At 44.8% G+C, this 26,551-nt stretch carries 25 protein-coding genes; 13 read left to right on the top strand and 12 right to left on the bottom strand.

What is annotated here, in order from left to right:
• Positions 1-217 precede the first annotated feature (217 nt).
• Entirely contained in the window at positions 218-1,348 is a 1,131-nt protein-coding gene (locus QUA45_RS01220; protein ID WP_333219004.1) for a hypothetical protein, read from the top strand.
• Here the strand turns inward: QUA45_RS01220 and QUA45_RS01215 are convergent.
• Positions 1,345-2,529 carry a DNA cytosine methyltransferase gene (locus tag QUA45_RS01215; protein ID WP_333219002.1) on the bottom strand — a complete coding sequence of 395 codons (1,185 nt, stop codon included), beginning with the start codon at positions 2,527-2,529 and terminating at the stop codon, positions 1,345-1,347. The genes QUA45_RS01220 and QUA45_RS01215 overlap by 4 nt on opposite strands.
• On the opposite strand from QUA45_RS01215, the gene QUA45_RS01210 reads away from it, so the two are divergent.
• The gene (locus QUA45_RS01210; RefSeq protein WP_333219000.1) at positions 2,515-4,725 is read left to right on the top strand and encodes an Eco57I restriction-modification methylase domain-containing protein; all 2,211 of its coding nucleotides are present in this window, start codon (positions 2,515-2,517) and stop codon (positions 4,723-4,725) included. The genes QUA45_RS01215 and QUA45_RS01210 overlap by 15 nt on opposite strands.
• 128 nt (positions 4,726-4,853) lie before the next feature.
• Positions 4,854-6,218, top strand: coding sequence for an MFS transporter (locus QUA45_RS01205; protein WP_333218998.1), 1,365 nt, complete (start codon positions 4,854-4,856; stop codon positions 6,216-6,218).
• A 212-nt stretch (positions 6,219-6,430) separates the two neighbouring features.
• Here the strand turns inward: QUA45_RS01205 and QUA45_RS01200 are convergent, their stop codons facing one another.
• Positions 6,431-7,789: a lipase family protein gene (locus QUA45_RS01200; RefSeq protein ID WP_333218996.1), complete on the bottom strand. Its 1,359-nt coding sequence runs from the start codon at positions 7,787-7,789 to the stop codon at positions 6,431-6,433.
• Positions 7,790-8,003: 214 nt separating this feature from the next.
• The gene (locus QUA45_RS01195; protein WP_333218994.1) at positions 8,004-9,365 is read right to left on the bottom strand and encodes a calcium-binding protein; all 1,362 of its coding nucleotides are present in this window, start codon (positions 9,363-9,365) and stop codon (positions 8,004-8,006) included.
• Between the two features lie 344 nt (positions 9,366-9,709).
• On the opposite strand from QUA45_RS01195, the gene QUA45_RS01185 reads away from it, so the two are divergent.
• From QUA45_RS01185 to QUA45_RS01175, 3 genes are all read left to right on the top strand, one after another.
• Positions 9,710-10,246: a GNAT family N-acetyltransferase gene (locus tag QUA45_RS01185; protein ID WP_333218992.1), complete on the top strand. Its 537-nt coding sequence runs from the start codon at positions 9,710-9,712 to the stop codon at positions 10,244-10,246.
• Positions 10,247-10,488: 242 nt separating this feature from the next.
• Positions 10,489-11,235 (top strand): HEAT repeat domain-containing protein, encoded by a 747-nt coding sequence (locus tag QUA45_RS01180; RefSeq protein WP_333094742.1) that lies wholly within the window; start codon positions 10,489-10,491, stop codon positions 11,233-11,235.
• Positions 11,236-11,276: 41 nt separating this feature from the next.
• Entirely contained in the window at positions 11,277-12,191 is a 915-nt protein-coding gene (locus QUA45_RS01175) for an Rpn family recombination-promoting nuclease/putative transposase (RefSeq protein ID WP_333219006.1), read from the top strand.
• 111 nt (positions 12,192-12,302) lie between these two features.
• On the opposite strand, the gene QUA45_RS01170 is transcribed toward QUA45_RS01175, so the two are convergent.
• The 5 genes from QUA45_RS01170 to QUA45_RS01150 all read right to left on the bottom strand — a co-directional run bounded on the left by QUA45_RS01170 (position 12,303) and on the right by QUA45_RS01150 (position 16,430).
• Positions 12,303-13,076: a class II aldolase/adducin family protein gene (locus QUA45_RS01170; protein WP_333218990.1), complete on the bottom strand. Its 774-nt coding sequence runs from the start codon at positions 13,074-13,076 to the stop codon at positions 12,303-12,305.
• A 62-nt stretch (positions 13,077-13,138) separates the two neighbouring features.
• The gene (locus tag QUA45_RS01165; RefSeq protein WP_333218989.1) at positions 13,139-13,810 is read right to left on the bottom strand and encodes a hypothetical protein; all 672 of its coding nucleotides are present in this window, start codon (positions 13,808-13,810) and stop codon (positions 13,139-13,141) included.
• Between the two features lie 172 nt (positions 13,811-13,982).
• A complete protein-coding gene (locus QUA45_RS01160) occupies positions 13,983-15,260 on the bottom strand; it encodes an NAD(P)/FAD-dependent oxidoreductase (protein WP_333218987.1) in 1,278 nt (425 codons plus the stop codon).
• A gap of 12 nt (positions 15,261-15,272) precedes the next feature.
• Positions 15,273-15,431 carry a rubredoxin gene (rd, locus tag QUA45_RS01155; protein ID WP_333065750.1) on the bottom strand — a complete coding sequence of 53 codons (159 nt, stop codon included), beginning with the start codon at positions 15,429-15,431 and terminating at the stop codon, positions 15,273-15,275.
• Between the two features lie 231 nt (positions 15,432-15,662).
• Complete coding sequence (locus QUA45_RS01150; RefSeq protein ID WP_333094739.1) at positions 15,663-16,430, bottom strand: ChaB family protein; 768 nt, start codon at positions 16,428-16,430, stop codon at positions 15,663-15,665.
• A 600-nt stretch (positions 16,431-17,030) separates the two neighbouring features.
• Here QUA45_RS01150 and QUA45_RS01145 point away from each other — a divergent pair.
• From QUA45_RS01145 to QUA45_RS01135, 3 genes are all read left to right on the top strand, one after another.
• Positions 17,031-17,720, top strand: coding sequence for a polysaccharide deacetylase family protein (locus QUA45_RS01145; RefSeq protein ID WP_333218985.1), 690 nt, complete (start codon positions 17,031-17,033; stop codon positions 17,718-17,720).
• 4 nt (positions 17,721-17,724) lie between these two features.
• Entirely contained in the window at positions 17,725-18,711 is a 987-nt protein-coding gene (locus tag QUA45_RS01140; RefSeq protein WP_333094736.1) for a DUF6263 family protein, read from the top strand.
• A gap of 161 nt (positions 18,712-18,872) precedes the next feature.
• Entirely contained in the window at positions 18,873-20,354 is a 1,482-nt protein-coding gene (locus QUA45_RS01135; RefSeq protein WP_333094735.1) for an S-layer homology domain-containing protein, read from the top strand.
• A 142-nt stretch (positions 20,355-20,496) separates the two neighbouring features.
• Here QUA45_RS01135 and QUA45_RS01130 read toward each other — a convergent pair whose 3' ends face one another.
• The 3 genes from QUA45_RS01130 to QUA45_RS01120 form a co-directional block, all read right to left on the bottom strand.
• On the bottom strand, positions 20,497-21,726 hold the full coding sequence (locus QUA45_RS01130; RefSeq protein WP_333218983.1) for a tetratricopeptide repeat protein: 1,230 nt from the start codon (positions 21,724-21,726) through the stop codon (positions 20,497-20,499).
• On the bottom strand, positions 21,723-22,574 hold the full coding sequence (locus QUA45_RS01125; RefSeq protein ID WP_333218981.1) for a hypothetical protein: 852 nt from the start codon (positions 22,572-22,574) through the stop codon (positions 21,723-21,725). The genes QUA45_RS01130 and QUA45_RS01125 overlap by 4 nt, the downstream gene beginning before the upstream one ends.
• 247 nt (positions 22,575-22,821) lie before the next feature.
• Positions 22,822-23,484 (bottom strand): glycerol-3-phosphate ABC transporter substrate-binding protein, encoded by a 663-nt coding sequence (locus QUA45_RS01120; RefSeq protein WP_333094732.1) that lies wholly within the window; start codon positions 23,482-23,484, stop codon positions 22,822-22,824.
• 202 nt (positions 23,485-23,686) lie between these two features.
• On the opposite strand from QUA45_RS01120, the gene QUA45_RS01115 reads away from it, so the two are divergent.
• Together QUA45_RS01115 and QUA45_RS01110 are read left to right on the top strand one after the other, a co-directional pair.
• Positions 23,687-24,361: an acetoacetate decarboxylase family protein gene (locus QUA45_RS01115; RefSeq protein ID WP_333094731.1), complete on the top strand. Its 675-nt coding sequence runs from the start codon at positions 23,687-23,689 to the stop codon at positions 24,359-24,361.
• Positions 24,362-24,399: 38 nt separating this feature from the next.
• The gene (locus QUA45_RS01110) at positions 24,400-24,831 is read left to right on the top strand and encodes a VOC family protein (protein ID WP_333094730.1); all 432 of its coding nucleotides are present in this window, start codon (positions 24,400-24,402) and stop codon (positions 24,829-24,831) included.
• Between the two features lie 221 nt (positions 24,832-25,052).
• On the opposite strand, the gene QUA45_RS01105 is transcribed toward QUA45_RS01110, so the two are convergent.
• Positions 25,053-25,532, bottom strand: a complete 480-nt coding sequence (locus tag QUA45_RS01105) for an orange carotenoid protein N-terminal domain-containing protein (protein WP_333094728.1) — start codon at positions 25,530-25,532, stop codon at positions 25,053-25,055.
• Positions 25,533-25,820: 288 nt separating this feature from the next.
• On the opposite strand from QUA45_RS01105, the gene QUA45_RS01100 reads away from it, so the two are divergent.
• Together QUA45_RS01100 and QUA45_RS01095 are read left to right on the top strand one after the other, a co-directional pair.
• The gene (locus tag QUA45_RS01100) at positions 25,821-25,997 is read left to right on the top strand and encodes a hypothetical protein (protein WP_333094727.1); all 177 of its coding nucleotides are present in this window, start codon (positions 25,821-25,823) and stop codon (positions 25,995-25,997) included.
• Positions 25,957-26,412: a Uma2 family endonuclease gene (locus QUA45_RS01095; protein ID WP_333094725.1), complete on the top strand. Its 456-nt coding sequence runs from the start codon at positions 25,957-25,959 to the stop codon at positions 26,410-26,412. Before QUA45_RS01100 ends, QUA45_RS01095 begins: the two co-directional genes overlap by 41 nt.
• The last annotated feature ends 139 nt before the right edge of the window (positions 26,413-26,551 follow it).

Raw genomic sequence — 26,551 nt, 5'->3', positions numbered from 1 at the left:
CAGGAACAAGCTTGACAAAAAGAATGTTTTGGTATTTCGCATCAGAAATGTGTGAGAGAGCGTTTAACAGTCCTTTACGGACTTTTGCTTTGAGCGTCCGCTTGACATTTTCGCACATCTTTGCGTTAAAGCAACTTATGGGGCCAAGCTGTGTTCTGGAATAGCGATCGCTTATACTGAACTCTGGTATTTTGTATACGATCGCTCTATTTTTTCAATGTACGAACGCACTGATAGTGAGATAGAAGCAATTCAAGAACTTCTTTCGCCACACTTTGGGACTGGCTTTGAGCCTGACGAAGTAGCAAATAGCGAACAGATAATAATCCAACAGGTATTGGAATACGTAGGTAGCCGATTTACCCGGATGAAGTATATCCTCGGTCTTGCCCTTGATTTTGCGATCGTCGCACAGCGTCTATCTAATGTTGATGACTCTGCCAAAGAATTAAGAGAGAACCTTACAATTGAAGAATTATTTAAACGTTACCAAGTTGTCACTGAACGGGGAGAACAACAGGCAAATACACTAACTTTAAAATTTGCTCAATCTACTCAAGTAGGTATCCGACGTATAGAAGAGTCAATTGTTCAATTTTTTCACAGTCTAAATCGTTCTAAATATCCCAGTGCTTATGTTTACAATACAGGTCAATGGCAAAAGTTTCAAGACCTGCTGATTCTCTGTTTTCGTCTGTCCGAGTCTGGACGCTTTCAACTCTGCCAAAAACTTATTGATTTTGGTCTTGAACGATTGCAAAACAACATATTTGTTACTAGAGAATCGTTACGAGTTCGTTTATTTCCCGAAATAATAAACAATTACCCGCGCAGCGATCCAGATGAGAATGGGGGTTTAGTTTTTCAAGCCATTGCTTGCGGTTATTTCAAAGCCGATCGGCCTCATCTCAGCTTTGTCGTTGATAAGGTACGAACAGGGTCGTCCAGACAGCGCCGTTTTGGAGATATTGACTGTTATTACGGTCTGGATCTAGAAATATCAATAGAAGTAAAAGACTGCCACATTTCGCTTAAAAACCTCAAGCAACAATTGGGAAGTTTCCAGAAACAAGTAACAGGTAATCAAATTCTTGGCGTGGCTTTTGTACTTTCCATAGACAGCGAAGCGCGTTCTCTACTTAGCGACGACGGCATCATTTCGTTCGCACAAGACGAGCTAATTAGATCCGTGAGGATCTGGGATTGGCAAAAGCAGGATGCTGCAGTGCATGAAATGCTTCACTATCTTGCTCACGTTGAACAGAATCCTAGTGCTGTTTCCAGGCTACTGGCATTTATCGGCGAGCGAGATCCCGAACACAACTCTCTTACTTATTATCAAAGTTAAACTGAGATTTCAAGAGCAAGCTGAATGGGAAACTTTAAGCCTGCATTGAGCGACTTTACTTTTTGCGATCTGGCTCTAAAAATTTCATCATCTGAGTGGCTTTGATAAGCCTTGACAACTTCCTTGCCTACCGCCAATCCTAGTAGTGGCGGTACGGCATTTCCGACTTGAAGGTACTGTGATGTTCTCGAACCAATAACCTCAAAATCATCATCAAAAGATTGCAGCCTCAATCCTTCGCGGACAGTCAATCCTCGATGCTGACTAGGATGAGTAGCTCGTGCAGACGAAGGTTTTCTCATGTTAGATGTTACAGCAATAGCTGGTTTATTACTAGCTAGTCGAGCATAGCTATTGTGGAAACCGCTGGCTGGTTGAAGGCTTTCGGGAATAGACTTTCGGTTTCCACCATCTGGGATATACTTTAGAATTTCAATTAACTTTTGTGAATGATTGGCAGCCTCGTGATGTAGCAGTATGTTCGTGGTCTTGCGCCTAGCTATTTGATAGTCAGTTTGTGGCATACTCTCGTAAGATTTACATATTTCTCCAGCATTTAATGGCGGTAGATCTGAAATGGCATCAGCTACAGTCACATAATAGTGAGAAATTGGCAGTGGAAACTCAGGTGGCAGCAATCCATCAAGCCAACCTATAAAAAAAGCACGTTTTCGCAGTTGGGGTACGCCGTAGTCAGCCGCTTTTAAAAGGCGACATTTCATGTGATAGCCGATATCAGCAAAGCTAGCGATGACTGAATCGCGCACTTTGCCTCCCTGCATTACCAGCATTCCTTCAACATTCTCGATAATGACATAAGCAGGACGAATTTCAGCCACCAAGTCGCGAAAATTGCGCCATAAAGAATTGCGAGGATCTGTTATCTCTCGTTTGCCAACAGTGCTGAATCCTTGGCACGGTGCTCCCCCCGTAATAATGTCGATTTCTGCTGCCGAAATTTTAAAGAATTCCTCTATTTCGGAAACAGTTGTCTGGGTTAAGTCAGATACCAGACACGGAAGTGGAGATAGGTTGCGTTCAAAAGTTTGTTTGGCGTTTTCACAGTAATCTATGCCGCCGATCGCTTGGATGCCAGCACGTTTAAAACCCAGAGTTAACCCTCCCATGCCGCAAAATAAGTCAAGGCTGCGCGGAAAACGCTTGGTTTGAGTTTTTGTCATCGTCAGCTACCTCCTGATAGTTTCCACCGGGAAAGTTGTAGATTTTCGCGTCCGCTTGACATTTTCGCACATGGGTGCAATTTTGGGCGAAAATACACGGAACTGGCGATCGCACTTTTTGAACAAATGATAGTACCGCACTTTCAAACCCTAGCCCTTCCGGGTAACAGCTACTCAACTGCAAGCAATTTACTCGATCGAGTAGATGGCTGGCGCCAAGAAGCAACCCGAAAGTTGCAGCAAAGCCAGAGGGGAGAAAAAGGACAATTTTTAACACCTTCCTCAGTCGCAAGTTTGATGGCGGGAATGTTTGAATTTAACTGTCCCGATATATCGCTTTTAGATGCCGGGGCTGGTATTGGTTCCCTGTTAGCTGCCGTTGTTTGCGAACTTTGCCAGCGCCCAAACAAACCGCACAGCCTGCACGTTACAGCTTATGAAATTGACCTTATTTTGATTGAATACCTCAAGCAAACTTTAGAATTGTGCAGTATTGAATGTCAGCGTTTTGGGATATCTTTTACCTGTGAGGTTCGCGAAATTGATTTTATTCAAGACAGCGCCGATATGTTGCAGCCCAATCTATTTACACAACCAGTAAAACGGGAATTTACCCATGCAATTATCAATCCTCCCTATGCCAAAATAGACGCTAAATCCCAAGCCCGAACCTTGCTGCGTTCTATAGGACTAGAAACCAGCAATCTCTACGCTGGCTTCACAGTTGCTGCCGCTCACCTGCTCAAACCAAACGGTGAATTAGTATCGATTACTCCCCGCAGCTTTTGCAACGGTTTATACTTTCGAGATTTCCGCAAAGTATTCCTTCAAATGATGGCTTTACGCCAAGTACACATCTTTGAATCCCGACAGTTGCCATTTCGCGATGATGGGGTGCTGCAAGAAACTATTATTGTGCGCGCCACTAAACAAATAGAACAGCCAGATACTGTACTAATTACCTCAAGCAGCAGCGCGGGCGACGACCTGGTTTTGTCTCACCAACTGCCCTATACCGCCCTAATTAATCCCAATGATTCCGAGCAATTTATTCGGATTTTACCGGATTCGGTCAGCCAGAAAGTAGTCGAGCAAATGGCTCAATTTACTTGCACCCTAGAGGAATTAGGCTTAACAGTTTCCACCGGAAAAGTTGTAGATTTTCGTGTTCGCTCTGACTTGCGGCTAAAACCGGAAAACGGTACAGTTCCGCTGATTTATCCCGCCCACTTCTCGGCTGGCGGTGTTGAATATCCCACAGCAACGAGAAAGCATCAAGCTTTAGCTGTCACGGAAAAAACTGCTGCACTCATCGTACCTAACGAACATTATGTTTTAAGCAAGCGCTTCTCCTCAAAGGAAGAGAAAAAGCGAATTGTTGCAGTTGTCTGGGATGCCAATAAAATTAATAGTTCTAGCGTGGGTTTTGAGAACCATTTGAATTACTTTCACCAACAGGGACGCGGATTAGACCTCACCCTGGCGCGGGGATTGGCTGTTTATCTAAATTCGAGCTTGGTAGATGAGTTTTTCCGACTGTTCAACGGACACACTCAAGTTAATGCTACGGATTTACGCACTTTGAAGTATCCTCATGTAGAGCAATTACTTTTACTTGGCGCTCAAATAGGAGAAATATTTCCTACACAGCGGGAGATAGATCGACTTGTCGAGAGACAACTGCTGAACGATCCCAATCCGTTAGAAAATAGTCCGATGACAATCAAGAACCGTATTGATGAATCTCTAGAAATACTTGCAGCGCTGGGTTTTCCAAAAGGTCAGCTTAACGAACGTTCCGCCTTAACCCTTCTGGCTTTGCTTGACCTCAAGCCAAAGGAGGCTTGGGAATTGGCAAAATCTCCACTTCGGGGAATTACACCAATTATGGAATTTATGGATCGGGAGTACAGTAAAAAATATGCACCAAATACGCGGGAAACTGTGCGCCGTCTGACGGTACATCAGTTTCTAGATGCAGGTTTAATTGTTGTTAATCCTGACAGTCCCGAATGTCCGGTGAATAGTTCAAAAACTGCATACCAGATAGAAGAAACTGCTTTGGAACTGCTGCGAACCTATGGCACTTTTGATTGGGACAAGAATCTTCGCGCTTACCTAGATCATTTTAAAGGAGAAAAAATTTTGCATGGTTATTCCAAAAATAGAAATATTTGTGAGTCCGAAGGATGCTAAAATGCACAATTTATATGGCAGCCGCTGGCATCGGAATGGCATATACTGTGATGCAAGCGGTTTAATTGACCGGAATTGTCGATCGCACTCAGTAAATCAAATAAGTAACTAGGTAAAATATCTCTGCAATGGAAAAAAAGCATAACGCTGGATTGTGGGTATCAGTATTGTATTTCGCTCAAGGTCTCCCTTACACCGTCGTTAATTTAATGTCGGTGATTTTTTTGAAAGGTATGGGAACCAGCAACGAGCTCATCGGATTGACAAGTCTTTTGTCTTTTCCCTGGGTTTTAAAAGGTTTGTGGGGCCCAGTGGTTGATTTGTATTCCACCAAACGCAAATGGATTTTAACAACCGAAATAATTTGTGCTTTTCTGTTTGCTTTCCTAGCTTTTGGCGTATTAACGCCGGCACCGATTATTATATCGCTTGTTATCTTTACCGCGATCGCCTTTGTGTCCGCTACTCACGACATCGCCATTGACGGATTTTATTTAAACACTCTCAATAAAGACCAGCAAGCCTTGTTTGTCGGGGTTCGCAACACGGCTTATAGAGGTGCTGTCATTGCCGGTAGCGGTGTATTGGTGTTCTTAGCCGGGAAACTGGCCGAACAGCATTTAGTCACCGGAAATACAGGCGACACCAAAATATATCAAAACATTCCACTGTCACTTTTCGGTTCGGATTTTAGCGTGTCTGCGCTTAACTACGGATGGGCGACAGCCTTTGGCATTTGTGCGATTATGTTTGTGCTGATATACCTCTTTCAGCGGTGGTATCTTCCCTATCCTAGAAATTACGATATGGAATCCAACACCCCCCAACAAACAACCAGCTTTATCGAAGCATTCAAAACCTATTTTCAGCAAGATAAAATAGGTTGGATTGTGGCTTACGTCTTGATTTTTAGATTGGGCGATGCCTTGACGTTTAAAATGGCTCCGCCATTTTTGATGGATAAAGTAGAGAAAGGAGGATTAGCAGTTTCTACGTCGGATATGGGCTTATTATCCGGTACTTTAGGGGTAATGTTTCTGTTAATTGGAGGGTTGCTGGGCGGCTATTTGATTGCTAAACAAGGATTGAAAAAATGGATGTGGCCGACGGCAATTTTGCAAAATTCGACTAACGTGCTGTATTGGCTGTTGGCAATCAATCAACCGGGGATTGAATGGGCTTATGCTGTAAACTCGATCGAGCAATTTACTTACGGACTTGGCGTAGCTGCCTATACAGTTTTCTTGATGCGGACTGTCCGCCCTGAATACGAAGCATCTCACTATGCAATTACAACTGCTTTTATGGCCGCAGGAGTGCTGATTCCGGGCGTTTTTAGCGGCTACTTGCAGGCGAATCTCGGCTATCAAAATTATTTTTTGATGAGCGCGCTGGCTGTGATTCCCGGTATGCTGACGATTTTCTTTCTGCCCCTAGAAGATGAGAAAAAATTAGCATCCATGCCCCGACCTGGACTGGACGATTTCGATTAATATCAAGTCCGGTCGCTATAACTATAAGATTCGGGCGGGGGTGGGTTTACCAATATCTGCACTACTTTTTCGATATTCCACCGCACCTGCCCCTACAAGAATATGGATGTTTTTAATCACTAACTGGTATAAATTGTGCGTGCCTTCATAAGATAAAATAAGGACACAACATTGTTGTGTCCCTACCCAATATCTGTATTGCCAGCCGCCAACTAAATTGAAATAAAGTCACTAGCTGTTAGGGGACTACTTGAAAGGCCGGGAATACTGGCAAGAACTTCGCCGTTACTGGCAATTTCGATCGTCGTTATAAAATCGCCTGGAGTAACTCTCAGTTGGTTAAAGCTCAAACCTCCGCTCAAACCGATTAAATCTTGACCCTTTTGAAAGTCTATAAGTGTATCTGTACCGGCACCTACTCCTAACACAAATACGTCGCGTCCAGCCCCACTGATTAAGAGATCCGCACCCGCTGCACCAATGAGTGTATCGTTTCCTTCTCCCCCGCTCAAATTGTCATCCCCTTTGCCGCCTAATAGCAGATCGTTGGCGCTGCCACCGCTGATAATATCATTGCCTTTGTTGCCGCTGAGGGTGTCGTCTCCCCCATTGCCAGTGATAATATCGTCCCCTGCGAAACCTGATGCGGTATTGTTAGCATCGTCGCCTACTAAATTATTAATTTGGGAGACATCCAGAGCAGTTTGCATTGCCACAACGTTTGCTAAAAAGGAGGTTCCCGGAGTGGTTCTTAATTTCTCTAAACTGCTGCGGGATTCCAGCGATGTTCCCAAGGCGGGCAGTGTAAAGTCTAAGCCAGCTAACAGCTCTAAATAATCGGAATCTGTGAAAGTGAAATTAGGGCTGCTCAACTGGTCTACAGAAATTTCTGTCTGAGTCAAGCCGGGAGGAGGATCAGTTAACAAACCGCTTTGCGTGTGCTTGTCCAAGACCAGTAGCGGGTTGATAATCGGGTCAGTAAATTTTTGAAGAACTACTTTCCCGGGGATAAAAGCTTCTCCTCCCAAACTCACAAAATCGCCGCTAACTATGTAGTGAGTTACATTTTTTCTGGCGCCGACTTTCTGCTTGAATGTATTGACTGTACTCTGAGCAACTCCGGGAGAATTGAAGGTGACAACATCTCCAATAGTAGATGTAAATTCGGTCGCGGCTAGTTGCGTTATGGCGCCGCCTAAGCTGTGTCCGAGAATGTCTGGTGGCAAGCGACTGGGGTTTTTTGCTGTGTCTTGACTGATTTGGGTCAACCAATTTCCTAACGCTTGTTTGTTGGCTTCAAATTGGTTGAAACCTATGCCGCGCGGGTCTGCGTTGGCAATATCGTCTACGGGCGAGTCGGTGCCGCGAAATACTAAAACGGGCGGTTTGTCTGGGGTGGTGGAAATTAAGCCGATCGCGTGAAATCCCGTCCCGGGATCGTCAAAGGTGCGATCGATTTGATAGCCAGCAGCACTCAAGCCTGTTTGAACTAAAGTTTGAAATTCGGGATCGTCATCTATGTAAGCAAGTTGCTTGGCTATAGTTTCGTAAGCGGCGGGGGAGGAGGGCATATTTTTTTATTTCCTGTCGTTTGAGGGGGAATTAGTTTTTAACCTACTTAACTAAGTTTACTATAAACTTCGTTTATTGACCATATTAATTGGTCATTTTGAGTAGCTTTTTAGGGGCAAATTGATAAATCATTTTTAATACAAAAAAACCTCTCCGTACAAAACCCAGGCAGGTTTCGCGCCACCAAAAATACAAATTTTGAGCACCCTAAAGCTATACAAAATCTACCCGCGTAATATCGCTTGCCACTACGCCTCTGAGAGTAGCAAGAATTTCCCCAGTAACCGGGATAGTAATTAAAGCTCCGTCAACACCTTGGGTTACTCTAACTTGAGGAAAAGTTAGACCCCTCGACAGTGTAATTAAATCTTCACTATCTTGAAAATCTAAAATCACATCTGCTCCGCCGCCGGATTCCAATACAAAGCGATCGCGCCCCGCACCACCAATTAAAAAATCGTTGCCAAACTCGCCGGAAACCAAATCGTTTCCGTCGCCACCCTCCAAATAATCGTTATCTCTGCCGCCGTACAAGAAATCGTCGCCATCACCACCGATGATGCTGTCATTACCTCGATTGCCTCTGAGAGTATCGTTACCGCCGTTGCCGATAACTGTATCCTCTCCGGGGCCGCCGGTAGCAGTATTGTTCCGAGCGTCTCCTGATAAATAATTCGGTTGTAAGGGAGCTAAACCGTACTGCATTTGTCTGATTAACTGCACAAAAGAAAATTCTGGTGCTGTTCTCAAACTCTCTGCACCGCCTCTGGTTCTGATGGCGACTGACACATTGGGCAGGGCGAAATTCATCGCAGCGATAAACTCGTTAAAATCTGAGTCGTTGTTATAAGCAAATTCGGGACTGTTTAATTGTTCTACGGAAATTTGCCTCTGCAAAAAACCCACGGGCGGAGTAGTTAACAAATTTTCAGTTCGATGTTTTGCCAAAACAGTTAAGGGATTAATACTCGGATCGGTAAAACTTTGGATAAATACTTTACCCGGAATAAATGCTTCCCCAAACAAGCTGACTACATCTCCGCTGACAATGTAGTGAGTGACATTTTTGTTGCCTGCCCTGCTGAGATTTCTCCGAAAACTGGTGAATGTAGTCGCTGATACTCCCGGAGAGTTGAAAGTAAAGATATCGCCGGTCAGAGATGTGTATTGGCTTGCTACAATTTGAGCGACTGCTCCGCCCCAACTGTGCCCGATGACATCGGGCAATAATTGGTTGGGGTTTTTACCAGTATTTTGACCGATTTCTGTGAGCCAGTTTTGGATATTATCTTTGTTCTTTTCAAATTCAGGTAAACCAATGTCCCGCGAGTCTGAAAAGATAGCGTCGCCGTCGATGAAATCTGTACCTTTAAATACGAGGGCGGGCGGGTTTTCGGGATTGGATGAACCGAACCCGATCGCATAAAAGTTTGTTTCTGGGTCGTCGAATATGCGATCGATATAGTAGCCATTAGTATCTAGGAAACTGGAAACTTCATTTTGCGCGTTAGGTTTTTGATTCAAAAAAACAATTGACTTAGCCAGAGCTTCATAAACAGCAGGCGAGGCACTCATAATATTAGATTTTCTGTTAGTTGGTATTTGCGATCGCTCTCTTCTTGAGCTAATTGTCCAATGGCAGCCATTATAGCTGACAAGATTTGTATGGTACACTTGATAATATCAACTCAAGAATTAAGTTTTTGCGGTTATGGGTATTATTCGTCAATACATTGCTCCATTGATAGCGGTATTAGTATTTTTCGCGGCTCTGGTAGCAGTCAGTGCTCGCATCTTTTTGCCGGGTGACATGGCAGCCCCGGCACCGATTGAGGAAGCGATCCCCCAAAAGCAAGCGGCAGTAGTGAATCCAATTTTCTTGGGGCTAAATTATTCCGCTTTGCGTGTCCGGTGAGCTGATGTCTGCTCAATTAATACCGGGCTACGGGCTGCGCTCAGGATCTGGAGTCGATCGGGCAAAACTGGTAAAGTTTATGCACCGGACATATCGAGAGCTTTACCCGTATGGGGAATTGGGACATTTGGCTCAAACTGTCGAGCAGTATTTTTCTAACCAGACGCCGGTTTGGTGGGTAGAGTGCCAGAAAAACAGCCAGGAAGAGGCAGAAATTTTGCCGGTGCTTCGCTCGCAGTATCTCAATCCCCAATCTCAAGTCCAAAATCTCAACTCGGTTGTGGGATGTTTGTGGTTGGGAAATGCGATCGACCAAACCACCGGAGAACGCTACGCTCACATTTTTTTGCTGTACGTAGCACCGGAACATCGCCGTCTGGGGATCGGTGCAGCTTTAGTTATTCATGCTGAAAATTGGGCGCGCGAAAGGGGCGATCGGCAAATTGGTTTGCAAGTATTTCTGAGCAATCAGCCGGCGGTGAATCTCTATCAAAAATTAGGCTATCAAAGTCATTCCGTCTCGATGCTCAAGTCTCTTTAAAAAATAAAAGGTACTGTTTGTAGTAAAGACTAAGAGTCCTAATACTGAAATAAGCTAAAAACTTGGTGACTTTAGGGGAAATTAAGTCTTGACTACGAACTTTAAGGAAGACTGAAGTCCTCACTATGAACCACATGAGGCCTTCAGCCCTCCCTCGGGATACTTTTATTGGTATTATCCTAGTTGCTGTTGACCGTTGTCTGAGTTGCTCAGGAGCATCCTCAGTACGGTAAAGTTTTTTTATGAACAATAACGACTACTCCAACGCCCTTGATACTGACACGGAACTGGAAAGCCCTTTGGATCAATTTGACGACTCCCAACCCCCGCTGCCAGATCCCGAGGAAATGCTGCCTTTGCTGGAATCCCCGGAACCTCAGCACCGGATGATTGCGGCGCGGGCTTTTTGCGAACTGCAGGACGATCGAGCAATTTCGCATTTAATTAACTTGTTGAGAGACGGTTGCCCTTTGGTGCGGGTGAGCGCGGCTTATGGTTTGGGGCGAAATCCGAGTCCCGATGCTGTGGAACCGCTGATTCTTCAGCTCAACCGCGATTGGAACGGTTACGTTCGCAAAGGGGTAGTTTGGGCCTTGGGAAATTGCAGAGATCAGCGCGCTTTGCCATCTTTAATTGATGCTCTGAAAACTGATATTTCGGCGGTGCGTTTGTGGGCGGCGAGTTCTCTGGGTCAAATGGCAAAAGTTGGTTACTCTGTGGTGATTGCTGCGATTCCGCCGTTGATTGAAGCGCTGCGGGGAGATGCTGTGTCTGCTGTGCGAAGTAATTCCGCTTGGGCGATCGGGCAACTGGCCCGGGAATTGCCGAATAATATAGTGTACGCTGGGGCGATCGACGGTCTGATTGAAGCTTTAGAAGAAGATGAAGATATGGGCGTGCGGGAAGATGCTAAATCTTCACTTTTGCGAGTGGGCGACCCGCGCGGATTGCAGATAATTGAAGATTTAGAAATGGAAGGACTTTTGTGATCTCCTTACCCCACTTAAACACCACATACTAATTCCCACTTATCAATTTCATCAATCCTAAGACAGAATTTGGTTTCAAAAAAATCTTTGCTTCGCCCCAGAGCAAAGACATTTTGATTAGCTTCCTCAATGCTATGCTCTATGATGCACAGCCAACCATTGAAGACTTAGAAATTATTGACCCTTACGCCGCGCCGAGCGTTACTGGATTAAAAGACACTTACCTGGATGTTAAAGCCAAAATTACAGGCAACAAAACTGTGATTATCGAAATGCAGGTAATAAATGTAGAAGCTTTTACTAAATGGGTAGTGTACAATGCGGCCAAAACCTACGCAAATCAACTCAGACCCAGGGAAGGATACTCGAAATTAAATCCTCTAATTGCTTTAACAATTACAGATTTTATTCTGTTTGAAAATACAGAAAAATTTCTCACCCATTTTGTATTTAAAGAACTCCAAGAAAACTTTGAGTATTATAACAGAGAAATCGAATTAGTGTTTGTCGAACTGCCCAAGTTTAACCAAGAACTGGAACAAGTCGAAAACATAATTCAAAGCTGGATTTATTTTATCAAAAATGCTCCTTTATTCGATGAAATTCCGGAAAAATTTGCATCAATGCCCGAAATTCAAACAGCTTTTTCCATCGCCAGCAGAACTAATTTAACCCTTAAGGAATTAGAGGAATTAGAAAAGCGGGAAATGTTTTTTGAAGACCAACGCGGTGCTGTTATTAAGGGGATGCAAGAAGGTCGCCAAGAAGGCCTAATTGAGGGGCAAACAGCATTAATCCTCCGTCTACTCGCGCGGCGCACTGGCGAAATCCCACCAGAAACTAAAACTCGCATTCGGCAGTTATCTCTCGAACAATTAGAGGATTTAGGAGAAATTTTGTTAGATTTTACCAGTCAAGAGGATTTGATAGCTTGGTTGGAATCGGCTTCAGCATGAATTTATAACTTTTGCACTCCTGATACTAAATCAGGCTTTAATACCCCCTTCATTCTTTATTCGCCGCAGGCGGACTGTGTTTGTGTAATAGTGGTTTCAACCGCCGAGTTTCTAATCTAATAAGTCGGGTTCCCGGCGCACAATCATGTCATAAAGCGGTTGAAAGCTAAACCATCCCATGCGGTGAGACCCTACTTGTTGCTGTGTCAAACGGGCACATTCTGGCTTGATGAGAATGGGTTTTCCTGCAGCTTCGGCCATTAACTGCGCTTGACAAGAACGTTCCATTGCAATAAACCACCAAGCCGCTTCATCTACTGTTTGACCTACTGTTAACAGTCCGTGATTTTGTAAAATAATAGCTTTTTTCTCACCTAAAGTTTTGGCGATGCGTTTAGCTTCTTCGATTTCCAAAACCACTCCGGTGTAATCGTCAAATAAAGCTTGGTCTTCATAAAAAGAACAAGCATCTTGCGTCAGCGGGTCAAGCAGGCGGCCCAAACTCGACCAACTTTTGCCGTAGGGAGAATGAGCGTGGGCTGCTGCGATTACGTCGGGGCGGGCGCTGTGCACTTGGGAATGAATGGCAAATGCTGCTTCGTTTACTGGTTTATTTCCTTCAACAACTTCGCCTTTGTGGTTGACTAAAATTAGGTCGCTGACTCGAATTAAACTAAAGTGCATTCCAAAAGAATTGACCCAGAAATGGTCTAGGTGTTCGGGGTCGCGGACGGTGATGTGTCCGGCAATTCCTTCGCTGAATCCGAAGCGGGCAAATAATCGGAATGCGGCGGCTAAACGTTGTTTGCGGTGGCGGCGTTGTTCTTCAATTGAGTTGAATGTTGGGGGCTGAAAAGTGACTTTGGGGATTTTTATTGCAACCATATATTTTATTTTGTAATGGGGAATGGGTAATTGCTAATTGTGGGTCAGGCATCTTGCCAGCCCTACTGACTGGCGATTTCACTCAGGCGCAAACCTGCGATGTTTTTGCAGTCAAAGGTGGCGTTGTTGCCGGGGCGACGTTCTATTAATTCGAGAATTTGTCCGGCGGGGTTTTGCACAAACCACTGGGTTAATGAGCCGGAGTTTAGAGGATGCTCTGATAGCGGTTTAAAGTTTTTATTTTGCCATATCTTAGCAGCATTCTGCACGTTTTCAACTCGAATCGCGACGTGGTGAACTGCTTCTAATCCTCTTTCTTGCTGGAAGCGGTCTGTTTGGTCGCCCGGTGCGTGGGGGGCATCTAATACTACTAAGCCGCCGGCTGGCATTAATAAGGTCATTAAATGCAGCCACAAGTCGGAGGGAACATTAATGTTTTCCGCACAAAAGTTAATCGGGAACAAGTCGGGGCCTTCAACTGTTTTGGCACCGAAGGGGTAAAAAGATTTGGCGTAGTTTTCTAGTTCGGTGCGGCTAGGGAATGTGAGGACAAAGTGGTCGATCGCAACTTGTTCGTCGTACAGGTGTGTTTCAAACGTCCAGGCTGTTAAAAATTCGGGAGTGATAAATTTGGGGTTTAGTTCCAGCAAGCCATTTTTTTCAATGAAAGGTGAGTCAAAATGGCCCTCAAGGTTGCGATCGAACTTTAGGGTTTTTAGATTCAAGTTTTTCATGTCTCTCACCCGATGTTAACTCCGCAAAACTGCGAATTTTGTCTACAAGCTGAAGTGGACACACATTTGGTGCGCCTTAATTCAAAAATAACACAAAATTTAATACAGGCAAGCCGATTGCGCGATATTAAGTCCCAAACCTTTACACAACAAATATTCCCCAATCTAAAATCTAAAATCTAAAATCGGATGGTTTGCCGATCGCGTTCCCGGCCAACCACGCCGTAGTCCAGGCACTTTGGAAGTTGAAACCGCCCGTCACCCCGTCGATATCCAAGATTTCGCCCGCAAAGAAAAGTCCGGGACAGCGGCGGCTTTCCATTGTCTTAAAATCGACTTCTTTAAGGTTGACACCGCCGCAGGTGACGAACTCTTCCTTAAATGCGCCTTTTCCGGCAATCTGATATTCGCCTTGAACGAGTTCTTGCAGGAGGCGATCGAGGGTTTTGTTAGATAAGTCTGCCCAGCGTTTTTGCTCGTCAATGCCGATCGAACTTGTCAAGCGTTCCCAGAGGCGGCGCGGCACCGGAAACGGACAGCTAGAGACAATCAATCGGTGCGACAACTGCGACTTAACCGCTAGCAGTTGCTGCCGCAAAACTTCCGCATTGTACTGGGGAAGCCAATTAATCAGCACAGATGTTTTATAATGGCGATCGTGCAAAAATCTCGCACCCCAAGCCGAAAGTTTGAGGACAGCAGGCCCGCTCAAACCCCAGTGAGTAATTAGCAAAGGCCCGCTTTGTTCTAATTTAGCTCCCGGCAATTTCACCTTAGCATTAGGAACAGAAATTCCGGCTAAATCTTTGATTCTGCTGTCGGAAATATTAAAAGTAAATAGAGAAGGAACAGGCTGTTCTACAGTATTACCTAACTCTTTTGCCCACTTATAACCCGAGGGATTGCTGCCTGTAGCGATAAGAATGCGATCGCACTTAAAACTCTCCCCCGACTTCAACTCAATCTCAAACCTAGGGGCGGTATCCCCTTGTTCACCCTCTGCGTTATTCCCGGTTAATTTCCTTACAGAAACTACTGCATCGCCGGTGCGAATTTTCACGCCTGCATCCTCAGCAGCGCGGATCAAACAGTTAACAATTGTCGCCGAATCGTCTGTGATCGGAAACATTCGCCCGTCTTCTTCGGTTTTCAACTTCACGCCGTGACCGGCAAACCATTCTACAGTATCGCGCGGTTGAAATCGAGTAAAAGCACCGCGCAGAGCTTTTCCACCTCTGGGGTAATTCTGCACTAAAATACCGGGATCAAAACAAGCATGAGTAACGTTGCAGCGCCCGCCGCCAGAGATGCGAACTTTTGCCAGGAGTTGCCTGCCAGCTTCTAGTAAAGTCACGCGGGCCCGCGGGTAGGTTTTGGCACAGGTAATTGCACTAAAAAAACCCGCAGCACCGCCGCCAATGACTGTAATTTTGAGGATTCGATCGGACAAATTTTTTCTCGCTTATTCTGGTTCAAAATCGGATTTTGCCGCCCCGCAAGTGGGACAAACCCAATCGTCGGGGATATCTTCAAAGGGTGTACCGGGAGCTATGCCTCCGTCGGGGTCGCCTTCTGCTGGATCGTAGACGTAATTGCAAACTGTACAAACGTATTTTTGCATTTGCTTAACTCAATTTTTTATTGTAAGCCTATAGATTGTACTTGACAACGCAACCTAGTGCAATACCACTTTCAAAAAGTAATGAGGCTTTCTGTAATTCCCAAGTCTTTACGAATTAAGTTTTGCACCATCTTCAAATCTAAAATCTAAAATCTAAAATCGTAAAAGCCTCCAGAACGGCCGTTCTAGAGGCTTGATTGTATTTTTTATTAGTTTACTGCGATTGCAAGACTAGACTTTCGCTAAAGGCTTAGTCCAAACGCCGTTTTCATCTTCTTCGTACTGCTGATGAATGGCGTTCCAAGCGGTGTGTTCCGCTTGTATCGAGTCGTTGGTTTCGTCAAATGCGGCGTTGTAGGATTCCATAAAGGTTTTTTGAGCAGCTTCCGACAGGTGCGAGCGCACTTCTGGAGACAAGTCTGCCGGACTATTGCAGCGACCTTTGACGGCGCGCGGCAGCGTCATTTCGCTAACTGAAACTTCTTGGCCACCTGCACTTTCTAGCAAGAGTTGAAATTCGCCCGATTTATCTGCGGGAACTTCTGCCATCACGAGAAATTCGCCTGCTTCAACGCGGGTTTGATAGATAGTTGCTTTGTCTTCGGGCATTCCCAAAGCGACTAAAGCGGAAACTAGACCCGCACCGGCCGAACCTGCGATCGCACCGCTAGCTGCACCCAACAGTACAGCACCCAGCGGGCCCGCCGATACTACTGCACCGACAAAGGGAATAAACAGCACGCCGACGCCAGTTAGCAAACCCAAAAAAGAACCGAATAACGAACCAAAAATCGCCCCGCTTCGCAGACCGCCTAAAATCACATTTTTTTTAGTAAGAAAGCCGGCAATTCTAGTTTTAGACTGAAAGTTTTTTCCCATGACTGAGATGTGGTCGCGGGAAACTCCGCGATCGAGCAACCGCCGAATTACACCGTCTAATTGTTCTTCTTCCTTAAATACGGCTGAAACTGTTCGTTCGGCTAAATATTCCTCGGTCATTGTTCCTCCTTGATGGTTGGTAGATTAGTTTTGCTAGTTTTCAGTATAGGAAGACACTGTAGGGTAAGCACATCGACCGCGAGATAGAGGTCGAGGAAGGGGAGATAGTTTGAGGCTCTATCAAAAGAGTTAAGGGATTTTTTAAGGCGTGATTGCTCATATATTACAAATAGTTATTCAGCTCTATTATAAGCTTACAAATATTCTGAGCATATTCTTTTGTAACGGTTTGAGTTTGATAGTTCCTTCAGATTTGCCGCACTAAAAATCAGCCTGTTATGCTGCTATATCCGCGTCGATTTTGTCTTGATTCGCCTAAGAGTAGGTTAGTAAACCATAAATTTGTGTTTGTGATTTAGTCAAGTGCGGTTTTTTATCAATGATTAGTTCTGGAGTTAGCCCAACATTAAAATCAATAGCAATATTTTTACGGTTATTCGGCTTTTGGCGATGCGCGGGTGGCGGGAGCAAGTTCCCGGCGTGCTGACAACTAGCGTTTTTATATCAACGGTAGTTGTCATCTTTACCTAGATTGAGTTAACTTTATTTTATTGTAACGCACCTTCATTTCTACCCGATCGCATTTAACAAGGTTAATCAATGCCACTAGCACCCCTGTTTCCTGTCGTTCATCCCATCCTCAAATCTGCTTTTCCCAGATGTTTGTGGACGGGAGATATCAACAGCCGAGAAATTGCCCTCACATTTGACGACGGGCCGCACCGTCAGCACACACCTCAACTGTTAAAAATTTTAGATAAATACGACATCAAAGCTAGTTTTTTCTGGCTAGGTTTTTGTGTGGACCGCCATCCAGAAACGGCTAAAGAAGTGTACGATCGCGGACACTGGGTCGGCCTCCACGGCTATCAGCATATATCGTTTCCCAAACTCAAAACCTACGAACTCAAACAAAGTTTAGAAGACACCCAAAAAGCAATTGCCAAAGCTTGCGGTTTAGACCCAGAATTAATCCTGGACGTGCGGCCGCCCAACGGCATTTTTACGCCGCGAACATTAGAGTTATTGCAACAGTGGGAATATCGCCCTGTAATGTGGAGTGTCGTCCCGGAAGATTGGGTGCGGCCGGGGGTTAGGAAAGTTATTGGTCGCGTCGTCCAGCAAACTGAAAACGGATCTATTATTGTACTTCACGACGGCTATTGCGGCGGCGAAGATGTTGCAGATTCGGCGGATAAAATAATTCCATTACTTTTGTATAAAGGTTACAAATTCGTGACAGTCGAGCGACTGTGGGAACAGGTCAACATTCAGGTAACAGGAAATTAAGTTAATGAAAAAAACACTGTTTATTACATCTCTTTGTTTGGCGAGCGCCGGATGGGCGATCGAGCTTTCTCCTGCTTCCCTAAGTGCGGAAACTCCACTTGTAGTGCAGCAGCCAGCCCCTGGCGTATCTGCGCCTGCCCCCAACTCAAAAACCCCGCACGTGGAACTGCTAAATCCGGGAGTGGAACCACGACAAGAACTGCGTTTAAAACCAGCTATCGATGTCAAAGAAACAACTGTTATGACCGTAAAAATGGATATGGAAATATCCGCATCGGGTCGGTCTTCGCCTGGAGATAAAATTCCAGCATCGGTGATGACTTTCGAGACAAAAGTCACTAAAATTGATCCCAACGGCGATATTCACTACGAGTTTGCTTATACTAACTCAGATATCGCCGGCGATACTGGAAATATGCCGCCAGCCGCCCGAGATGCCATGCGTTCCGCACTCAAAAACATGGTGGGAGTGAAAGGCTCTTTCATCATGGACAATCGCGGTTTTCATAAAGGAGGGGACATTATTTTACCCGAAGGAGCTGACAACAACGTCAAACAAATGGTTGGACAAATGTCTAACTCTCTAGAACAACTAGCCTCACCGCTGCCTGCTGAAGCCGTGGGAAAAGGAGCTAAATGGCGGGTTTCTTCTGCCTCTGATTTCAGTGGTATTAATGTGAATGAGATTACTACCTATGAATTGGCTAGCTGGCAAGATGGAGTAGCCTCTATGAATGTAAGTATAGAGCAGCAAGCAAACCCCCAAAATATTACCTCTCCCCTACTGCCTGCTGGAACTACCTTAACCCTAAAATCTTTTAGTTCTCAGGGTCGAGGACAACTTACAGGGCGCTTGGATAGATTAAATCCTTTTCGCTCTACTGTGTCTATTAGTTCAAATAGCGAAATGAGTGCTAAAAATGCTGGCAGTTCAGAAGAATCCACAATCACAACAAAAATGACGATGGAGATGACTTTAGAGTCGAAATAAGCTTTATTATACAAGTCTAAAAATTAGGGTCATGGCATTGCCGTGTCCTTAGTTGTCGGTAAATTTTTAATAACTGGTATTAAATGGGGTTAATATACCTGATATTATATAAAGTTTCCGAAAGTTTCGATCGCCAATTTGTAAGTAGAGGAGTCTGTTATATGATTCGATCGCACAGATGGCAAGCTATCATCGGTTTAGTGGTAGCCCTAGGGATAATCATCGGGAATTTAATGTTTCCGGGCCTGAATGTAGCGCCGGCATTTGCTCAAACCAAATTTAAGGATGTTAACGAGCATTGGGCGCAAGCTTGCATAGAGGAGTTAGCACAGAAAAAAATCATTAGTGGCTACTACGAAGACGGCACTTTTCGCCCGAATCGCCCCGTCAGTCGCGCTGAGTTTGCGGCGATGGTTCGCATGGCTTTTCCCGATGCCAAAACCGTCCGCGCTCCGATCGACTTTGCAGATATTCCTACAAATTACTGGGGTTTTAAAGCAATTCGAGAAGCTTATCAGACGGGTTTTATGTCTGGATACAGTGGCAGTATCTTTAACCCAACTTTGAATATTACCCGCTGGCAGGCTTTGGTAGCTTTAACCAGCGGCTTGAAATATACACCTACGGGCTCGGCGGCTGAGATTTTGGATGCGACTTTTGAGGATGCGCCGCAAATTCCCGAACTGGCAAGAAATGCGATCGCCGCCGCCACAGAAAAACAACTTGTGGTCAATTATCCTGCTGTTAAACAGCTAGAACCTACTAGGAATGCTACTCGCGCCGAAGTCGCAACTTTTTTCTGTCAGGCGATCGCCAAACCCGGCCAAACTGCCTTAGTTCCTGCCCAATATATCGCCCAAGTTCCGGCGAATATCGGCCCGCCGAGGACAACAGAAATTTCGGAAGCCGGGAAAGTTCGGGCGGAAGTTTCTTTCATAAAAGAAGCAGAAAATGCAAAAAATCTCCGCATCAGAATTATCCGCAACGGTAAAACTTTATTAGAAGAACCAGTGCTCATTCCAACTCGTTCTTTAGTAGATAACCCCGACCAAAGGGCGAACGAAGAAATATCAGAAGGACGTTTTTTATCGCTACTAATCCGTGATTTAGACGGCGACAAGGAACCGGAAGTGCTGGCCGATTTAGTCTCAATCAAAAGCGGCGTCCGCTGCTGCAATTATTCGTTTATTTACCGCTACGACTCGGCAGCTAACAAATACACTCATATCAAGCATTTCTGGGGCAATGTAAGTTACGAAATAGTCGATTTTGGCAAAAATGATATCCCAGAGTTTAAGAGTCAGGACGGCAGATTTTCCGAGGCTTTTACAAACTACGCTGATTCTCGCTTTCCGCTGCAAATTTGGCAGTACCGCCAAGGTAAAATGCAAGATGTTAGCAAACAGTATCCGGTGGAGGTATACACAAATTCTGCTGAGCTTTGGCTGGAATCTAACAAGCGTTTGAGTGAAAATGGGGAGGTGAAGGGGGTTTTGGCGGCCTTCATGGCGAACAAGTATGTCATGGGTCAGGAGGCGGAAGGTTGGCAGTTGTTGGAGAGAGTTTATCAAGGGCGCGATCGCACTCAGTTCTTTGGGCAGTTACGGGAGTTTTTGGTAAGTACGGGTTATGCCAGTAAGTAGATTTGGAGGTTTTTAACCGCAGATTTAAGCCGATTAACGCGGATTAACGCCGATAGTGTTTGTAGGGGCGGATTTGGTATCTAGATTAGTTGTTCCCTCTTTTGTATTTCGCGCTAAACCCGCCCCTATAAGTTTTTTGTAATTACCATGAAAATTCTCTCTTCAGATATTCCACTAATTTCCGATTGTGCGGCTGAAAATACTCGCGCAATCGCTGGTTGACAAAATCATCTGCTGGCTGATAATCACCACCGTTGTACTTTTGATAATTCCCCAGTTGAAAATCTGGCACATCTAAAAACTCAAAAACTTGTTTGATTGTCGCAGCCGGATCGGCATAAAATTCTTCACTCTGCAAAATCAAAAACTGTTCCCTGGGAAAAAGTTTCATCCACTCTTTGAGACTGCCAGCATAAAGACTCTTATAAATATAATGACAATCTTTCCCAGGATTTTTATCTTCTAAGTTTGTTGCGGTTGCGCCATCAAGCAATTGCAACTCGGAATCGATCGCCTTTTCAAAACTTCTGCGTTCCGTACCGCGTCTCACCAGCATTTGATAGTGAGAAAAAGCCCGATAGACCGGATTTCTCAAAATCACAATCAGCTTAACTTTGGGCAAACAACCGTGCAACCTTTCCGCAGCCAGCGGGTGAGTCAGATAAGTCGGAGTTGCTTCTCCTGTCAAAAAATGATGCGCGTCTATTGTCGGCGGGAAATGCGATTGATACCAAGCTATTCCTTTGTTGAAATGTTCTGAAAAAAAACAAATTTCTTTATTGGCAGCAGGTAAAATCTGAGGGTGCGAAGTGATATATTTGTAGAGAGAAGTTGTGCCGCAACGGGGAGAACCGATGATAATAAAATCCGGCGATCGCGCTTTTGCCCAATTCCATTCTACTTGCGACAGTTCCGGGCGAGATGCGACTGTTTGCAAGCGGACTGCGGTTTGAAAAAGCGCGATCGACTCCTGAATTTTTCCCTGCTTGCTCAGCGCTACAGCTAAGTTAATGTAAGCTAATGGAAAATTTGGCAAAATCTCGATAACTTCGCGGTAAACAGCAACCAGGCTGTCAGTCAGAGGAGAATCTTTAGGCAGCGGCGCGTACAGCAAGGGGAAGTAAGCAGCAGTAAAGTTTGGTTGTAGGAGAATGGCTTTTTGGTGACAGGCGACAGCTTCTGCAATTTGCCCGTTTTGTTGCAGCGCTTTTCCCAAATTGTGGTAGGCTGAGGGCGAATTGGGGTTTTGGGCGATCAATTTTTCGTAAAGGGCGATCGACTCTTGCAATTTTCCCTCATCCTCCAAACTATCTCTACAACTATCTGTAAAAGTGCGATCCTCTCCGAAGGCTTCGCTAACGGCCAAACTCATGCTGGAATCCTGTAATAACCGCGCATCATCACCTTAACATCCAAGTGCTTCATTTCTGCTGTAGAAGCATCGTGAATCATATTTTCAGTCGGTGCAATATAAGCCTCGCCCGGTGCAATTCTCAGCTTCACGACGGGATATTCTGGATAGCGCTGCATAAACTCATTGGTTAACTGTCGCGTCCAAGGTTTTCCAATATCAGAATCAGGACATCCCAGCATTTCAAAAATATCAATTTCAGTCAAATTCACAAACAAAAAGTAACGGCTGTCCCGACCTAAATTCACGCAAATTCGATTAGTAGCCTCCTGCTTTTTCGCCAGCGGCAACCCATCCCAATTATCAGTATGCAAACCATTGCGGCAACCGCGTTTATTATCAATTGTTGCCGTACTCAATCCCGGCTGCCTGCCTCCCATAGCGTTAATAATCGGCGGCGCATCCGACAGACAAAAAGGCTGAAAATACTCAATTAATTTATCGAGTGCCTGTAGGCATTTTTCATCTGATTTAAACTCAGCAACCTGTAGCGGAGTTGTTAGGGAAGCGATACCGGCAGCAGCAAACAAAGCTAAAATATCCGGCGGTAAACGCACAATTCCTACACCCAAATAGTGCGGTGGGGGTTCATGAACCCAAAGCAGTGCAGACTCTGCCGGTGTTGGTTCCCTCCAAGGTTCTTTTGGCATAAAAGCCCCTTCGCAATACTGAATGCGATCGGGTACGCTGTCAAAAGCTAGCTGCGTGCCCGAACTCAGCCACACTCTAGTTGGGAACTCTTTCTGTGTAGTTTCTGACTCCAGATTTTGGTAGCGATAAATTACTATACTTTGACGGAGAGTGGACATTATTTAATATGTATTAATCGCCCAGATCGCAAATGCCGGTTGTAGTAAGGAATGCAAGTCCTTTTTCTTGAATTTCCCGTTCGTAGTAAGAAATGCAAGTCCTTTCTTTTCCGTTTCACGACTTAGGTAAAAAGTGGTTTGACGTGCTACTTATATATGTAAGGTGTGCAGTGCACACCCTACATATATAGAAAATTTTGAGCAATGAGGGCTTTACTACAAACTTTTTACCCTCTAGAAATCTTGCCTAATGAGTGCAATGGGTGCAGTGAGTGCAGTGAGAGCACATCGCTCCTACCTCAACCCCTTCATCATTGGGAAACTGCCAGAGAGTTTGCGTTAAGGTCGCGCGGTCAACATCCTGCCGGGGAACTGAGGAAAGAGTCAAAACGCGGGCTTCATCGTCGGTGCTTTCTACCAAAATTTCGCCCTCAGCAACTTTAATTGCATCTCGGTGCAAAATGCTGATGCCAAACATATCTGTCATCCCCAAGTCTGACAGTTTACCTGCAATTTCATTGAGAAATTCCGAGTTATTGACAACTGCTTCTGACCGTTTAATTGCTGCCGACACAGCTTCACTAACGCGGACAAATTCTAAGGGAAACCAAACCCAGTTGCCTGATGCTCGATCTTTTTCCACTTTCCACATATACGGAATAGCATCGCCGTATTCTGCAGTCGGCTTGACATAAGCATTGTGGCCGTCAAACTCTTCGACCAACCTTTCGTTATCCGCCAGGTCAAAGTGTTTGTGAAGTAAGCAAATACCTACCTGCTTTTGCAAACCGTAACTGCGGATGATAGCACCCAGTTCTGTCATGTTATCCTGGGCTTGCTCTAGCAGGTCTCTTGCCGTGAAAAAATGCTCTAAACTATCGAAAACATCTGGCTTGTAAGATGTCAGCATACAGGTTTAGGTTTCCTTCTAAATATTCACTAGATAGACCATATTTAATATTCTCTCAAATGTCAACTGTTTGGCTGCTATCAACACATTATTTTCTTATATGTAAAATTACTAAGAATATGTGAAGAGATACAAAAAAATGTTGCTTTTTGAGACGCTAAGCTAAAATAAATATAAACTCTCAGACATTTAATCACTAAAAATGGTATATCCACCTGCACCTTGGAATCTGCAAGGTTATGCTGTTCAGACTTTACAATTGGTAGATGTGGCACGAGTGCGCTCCTTGGTTCCCTCTGAGTTAGAAATAGTCTCTATATTGCCAGGAAAAACCCTAGGCGGCATTTATATATCCTCCTACGGGTTGGGTTCTGTGATGGAGTACAATGAGTTAATTGTAGTTAGCGCGATCGCCAATTATGCCGGAAAATGGGGTGCTTGGATTTCTCACATTTATGTAGACAATCCTAAGTCGGTAGCCGGCGGACGCGAAATTTGGCGACTTCCTAAAGAATTAGCGCAATTTAGTTGGGAACGCAGCGGTTCGGTAAAGGCAGCACCGCTCGGCTACCGCGTCACAGTTAGCCAAGGAAAACGTCAACTGTGCAGTCTCAGTTATACCCAGCAAAGTTTAGCTTTACCCCTGTCTTTGAGCGGAAATGTTTTCAGCGCTGACAGGAGAAATTTGCTGTTGTTTAAAGGAGACTTTAAATCTCGAATCGGCTTGATTAAAGGCGAATTAGAAATATCTGAAGAAAGCCTTTTTGCCCATTTAAACTTATATCAGCCCTTGCTAACAGTTGCCTGCGAAGATCTGCGTTTAATTGCAGGTGCGCCGCAAATAATGGGGAACAGATCGGCTGAATTCAGTTATTAACCCTAAAATTGGCGTACATTATTAGGAGGAAAGTTCCCATGAGCGATATTGGTTTTACCCACATTGCACTTTCAGTTAGCGATGTAGACAAAAGCATCTCGTTTTACGCGAAGTACGCTGACCTAAAAGTGGTTCACCGCCGTGTAGATCCAATTACATCATTAGATGTTGCTTGGATTTGTGATTTAATTCGACCGTTCGTCATTGTGCTAATTAAAGCACGATTAGTGAATGGCAAACTTTTACCACATTCCCATCTCGGCGTCGCCTGCGAAAGTCGTGAAAAAGTCGATCGCCTTTGCAGTGAGGCTGAGTCAGAAGGGCTTTTATTGAACGGCCCTAATGACTCGGAACCTCCTGTCGGCTACTGGGCTTATCTCCGCGACCCGGACGGTCATACGCTGGAAATTTCCTACGGTCAGGAAGTTAGCGCCCTGTTAGAAAAGTTATTAGCGCAGCCAAAGTTATAAGGTAAGGCATTAAGTTTTCTAGACACCATTTACGCAAAGTCTATGTGTCATGCTGAGTGAAACGCAGTGCAACGAAGCATCTGTAAGATTCTTCGCAACGCTTATGAATGACAGGATTACGTTTAAATGCGTCCAGGACTGCTAGATTGAGCAACCCCAGCTAATTTAATCATAAATTAACCGGGGCTGCGGGCAATTAATTCGCTGAGTAATTCCTATTTTTAAATGCCAGCCCCCGGAGCGGCTTCAGCACCCATGTCTAAAATTGTACCGCGAAGAAAATCAATTTGCTGCTGAAAGTCCATGCCCTCAATCTTTCCTAGTAAAGCTTTTCCTGCTTCGGGAAGTTGATAGTCTGGAGGCACAGGAATAATAGTTCCTTCGTCCATTCCTACTGCTAGGAAATACCAAAAAGCCAGCTTGGTTTCAGGACTCATTGAGCCGTACATCCGGCTGATTTCAGTATTGGCTTTTGAGGCAATGTCGCGCATTACTTGTAGTTGTTCTTCGTGGGGCAGAGGCTTGACTTGCTCGAACAAACCCTGAGCGATGTCCGATCCCGAAGCACCGGGAGCCGCTGGCGTTATTGACTTGCCCATTTGGGTGTAAACAAACCACAGCAAACCTAATTGGTCGTCTACACTCAACTTCTTAATATCTGCTTTTCCTTGGTCGTAAGCACTGGTAGTAGTAAAAGTCATTCAAGCCTCCAAAATAATATGTATTGCTCAGTTTTCTTATTTGTGAGAAAACTTTTGTTTGCTACTTAAGTTAAAGTACCTAATAAATAGTGATGCTAGAATCTTGCTTAAGACAGAGATGATCCCGGACATAATTTTGGGGAATAAATTTACCAAAATCGGGAAAATTTGCAACCAAAGGATGAGGCAAATTTGACAGTATGGTTGTTAGTGGAGCTCATGATTAGCATTGTTTAGCCGATCGACGATCACCTATAATCGCAACAGACCTGTATTGAGGTGGCTGTTATGTCGAGCGCAACTGCAAAACGCTTCACCATAGCGGAATATCACCGCCTCACAGAACTGGGGTTCTTTGGTGAGGACGATCGAGTTGAGCTAATCAAGGGTGAACTTGTGAAAAGTGCTGCTCAAGGTACGGCTCATGCTGTTTGCGAGACACGCTTGGAACGCGAGTATATTTAAGCTGGTGGGAGAAAGGGCGACACTGCGAGGACAACAACCAATTATTCTGGCTGATGACAGCGAACCAGAACCCGATCGCGCGATCGTGCAAAATCGCCCTGATGACTATTTATCCTCTCACCCCACAACAGCGGATATATTGTTACTGATTGAGATTGCGCATTCTTCTTTGAATTACGACAAACAAGTCAAGTTGCCCCTTTATGCTGAAGCGGGTATCTCTGATTGTTGGATATTTAACTTATTAGAAACTTGTTTGGAATGTTACAGCGATCCGTATCAGAATTTGCAAGGCAAATTTGGTTATCGCGTCAAGAGAATTTTTCTGCCTGACGAGACAGTTGGAATCCGTAATTTTGGGGATTTATCCCTAGATTTATCTAAAGTATTTCCTCCGAATTTTATGGGGGGATAGAATTCGCTACATAAACAAAATCCGCCGCAGTTGACGTGGTAGGACTGGGGTCGGGCGGACTAAAAAAATGGCGTTGCACAATTTGAGGATGATTATTGTTGGTTGTCCCGCCTGCTTTGACAATACACCGGACGGGCGG

It is taken from the genome of Microcoleus sp. Pol12A5 (genome assembly GCF_036701435.1).
Taxonomy (GTDB): Bacteria; Cyanobacteriota; Cyanobacteriia; order Cyanobacteriales; family Microcoleaceae; genus Microcoleus.
The sequence above is the reverse complement of the archived record's forward strand: the minus strand, read 5'-3'. Positions and strand labels throughout refer to the sequence as shown.

What these genes read in the sequence shown, in the direction of transcription:
- QUA45_RS01145 (WP_333218985.1), top strand. Translation starts at nt 17,031, where the DNA reads ATGCCACTAGCACCCCTGTTTCCTGTCGTTCATCCCATCCTCAAATCT.
- QUA45_RS01105 (WP_333094728.1), bottom strand. Translation starts at nt 25,532, where the DNA reads ATGACTTTTACTACTACCAGTGCTTACGACCAAGGAAAAGCAGATATT.
- QUA45_RS01215 (WP_333219002.1), bottom strand. Translation starts at nt 2,529, where the DNA reads ATGACAAAAACTCAAACCAAGCGTTTTCCGCGCAGCCTTGACTTATTT.
- QUA45_RS01125 (WP_333218981.1), bottom strand. Translation starts at nt 22,574, where the DNA reads ATGTCCACTCTCCGTCAAAGTATAGTAATTTATCGCTACCAAAATCTG.
- QUA45_RS01110 (WP_333094730.1), top strand. Translation starts at nt 24,400, where the DNA reads ATGAGCGATATTGGTTTTACCCACATTGCACTTTCAGTTAGCGATGTA.
- QUA45_RS01100 (WP_333094727.1), top strand. Translation starts at nt 25,821, where the DNA reads ATGTCGAGCGCAACTGCAAAACGCTTCACCATAGCGGAATATCACCGC.
- QUA45_RS01115 (WP_333094731.1), top strand. Translation starts at nt 23,687, where the DNA reads ATGGTATATCCACCTGCACCTTGGAATCTGCAAGGTTATGCTGTTCAG.
- QUA45_RS01195 (WP_333218994.1), bottom strand. Translation starts at nt 9,365, where the DNA reads ATGAGTGCCTCGCCTGCTGTTTATGAAGCTCTGGCTAAGTCAATTGTT.
- QUA45_RS01200 (WP_333218996.1), bottom strand. Translation starts at nt 7,789, where the DNA reads ATGCCCTCCTCCCCCGCCGCTTACGAAACTATAGCCAAGCAACTTGCT.
- QUA45_RS01150 (WP_333094739.1), bottom strand. Translation starts at nt 16,430, where the DNA reads ATGACCGAGGAATATTTAGCCGAACGAACAGTTTCAGCCGTATTTAAG.
- QUA45_RS01120 (WP_333094732.1), bottom strand. Translation starts at nt 23,484, where the DNA reads ATGCTGACATCTTACAAGCCAGATGTTTTCGATAGTTTAGAGCATTTT.
- QUA45_RS01095 (WP_333094725.1), top strand. Translation starts at nt 25,957, where the DNA reads ATGCTGTTTGCGAGACACGCTTGGAACGCGAGTATATTTAAGCTGGTG.
- QUA45_RS01130 (WP_333218983.1), bottom strand. Translation starts at nt 21,726, where the DNA reads ATGAGTTTGGCCGTTAGCGAAGCCTTCGGAGAGGATCGCACTTTTACA.
- QUA45_RS01170 (WP_333218990.1), bottom strand. Translation starts at nt 13,076, where the DNA reads ATGGTTGCAATAAAAATCCCCAAAGTCACTTTTCAGCCCCCAACATTC.
- QUA45_RS01135 (WP_333094735.1), top strand. Translation starts at nt 18,873, where the DNA reads ATGATTCGATCGCACAGATGGCAAGCTATCATCGGTTTAGTGGTAGCC.
- QUA45_RS01220 (WP_333219004.1), top strand. Translation starts at nt 218, where the DNA reads ATGTACGAACGCACTGATAGTGAGATAGAAGCAATTCAAGAACTTCTT.
- QUA45_RS01180 (WP_333094742.1), top strand. Translation starts at nt 10,489, where the DNA reads ATGAACAATAACGACTACTCCAACGCCCTTGATACTGACACGGAACTG.
- QUA45_RS01205 (WP_333218998.1), top strand. Translation starts at nt 4,854, where the DNA reads ATGGAAAAAAAGCATAACGCTGGATTGTGGGTATCAGTATTGTATTTC.
- QUA45_RS01165 (WP_333218989.1), bottom strand. Translation starts at nt 13,810, where the DNA reads ATGAAAAACTTGAATCTAAAAACCCTAAAGTTCGATCGCAACCTTGAG.
- QUA45_RS01185 (WP_333218992.1), top strand. Translation starts at nt 9,710, where the DNA reads ATGTCTGCTCAATTAATACCGGGCTACGGGCTGCGCTCAGGATCTGGA.
- QUA45_RS01140 (WP_333094736.1), top strand. Translation starts at nt 17,725, where the DNA reads ATGAAAAAAACACTGTTTATTACATCTCTTTGTTTGGCGAGCGCCGGA.
- rd (WP_333065750.1), bottom strand. Translation starts at nt 15,431, where the DNA reads ATGCAAAAATACGTTTGTACAGTTTGCAATTACGTCTACGATCCAGCA.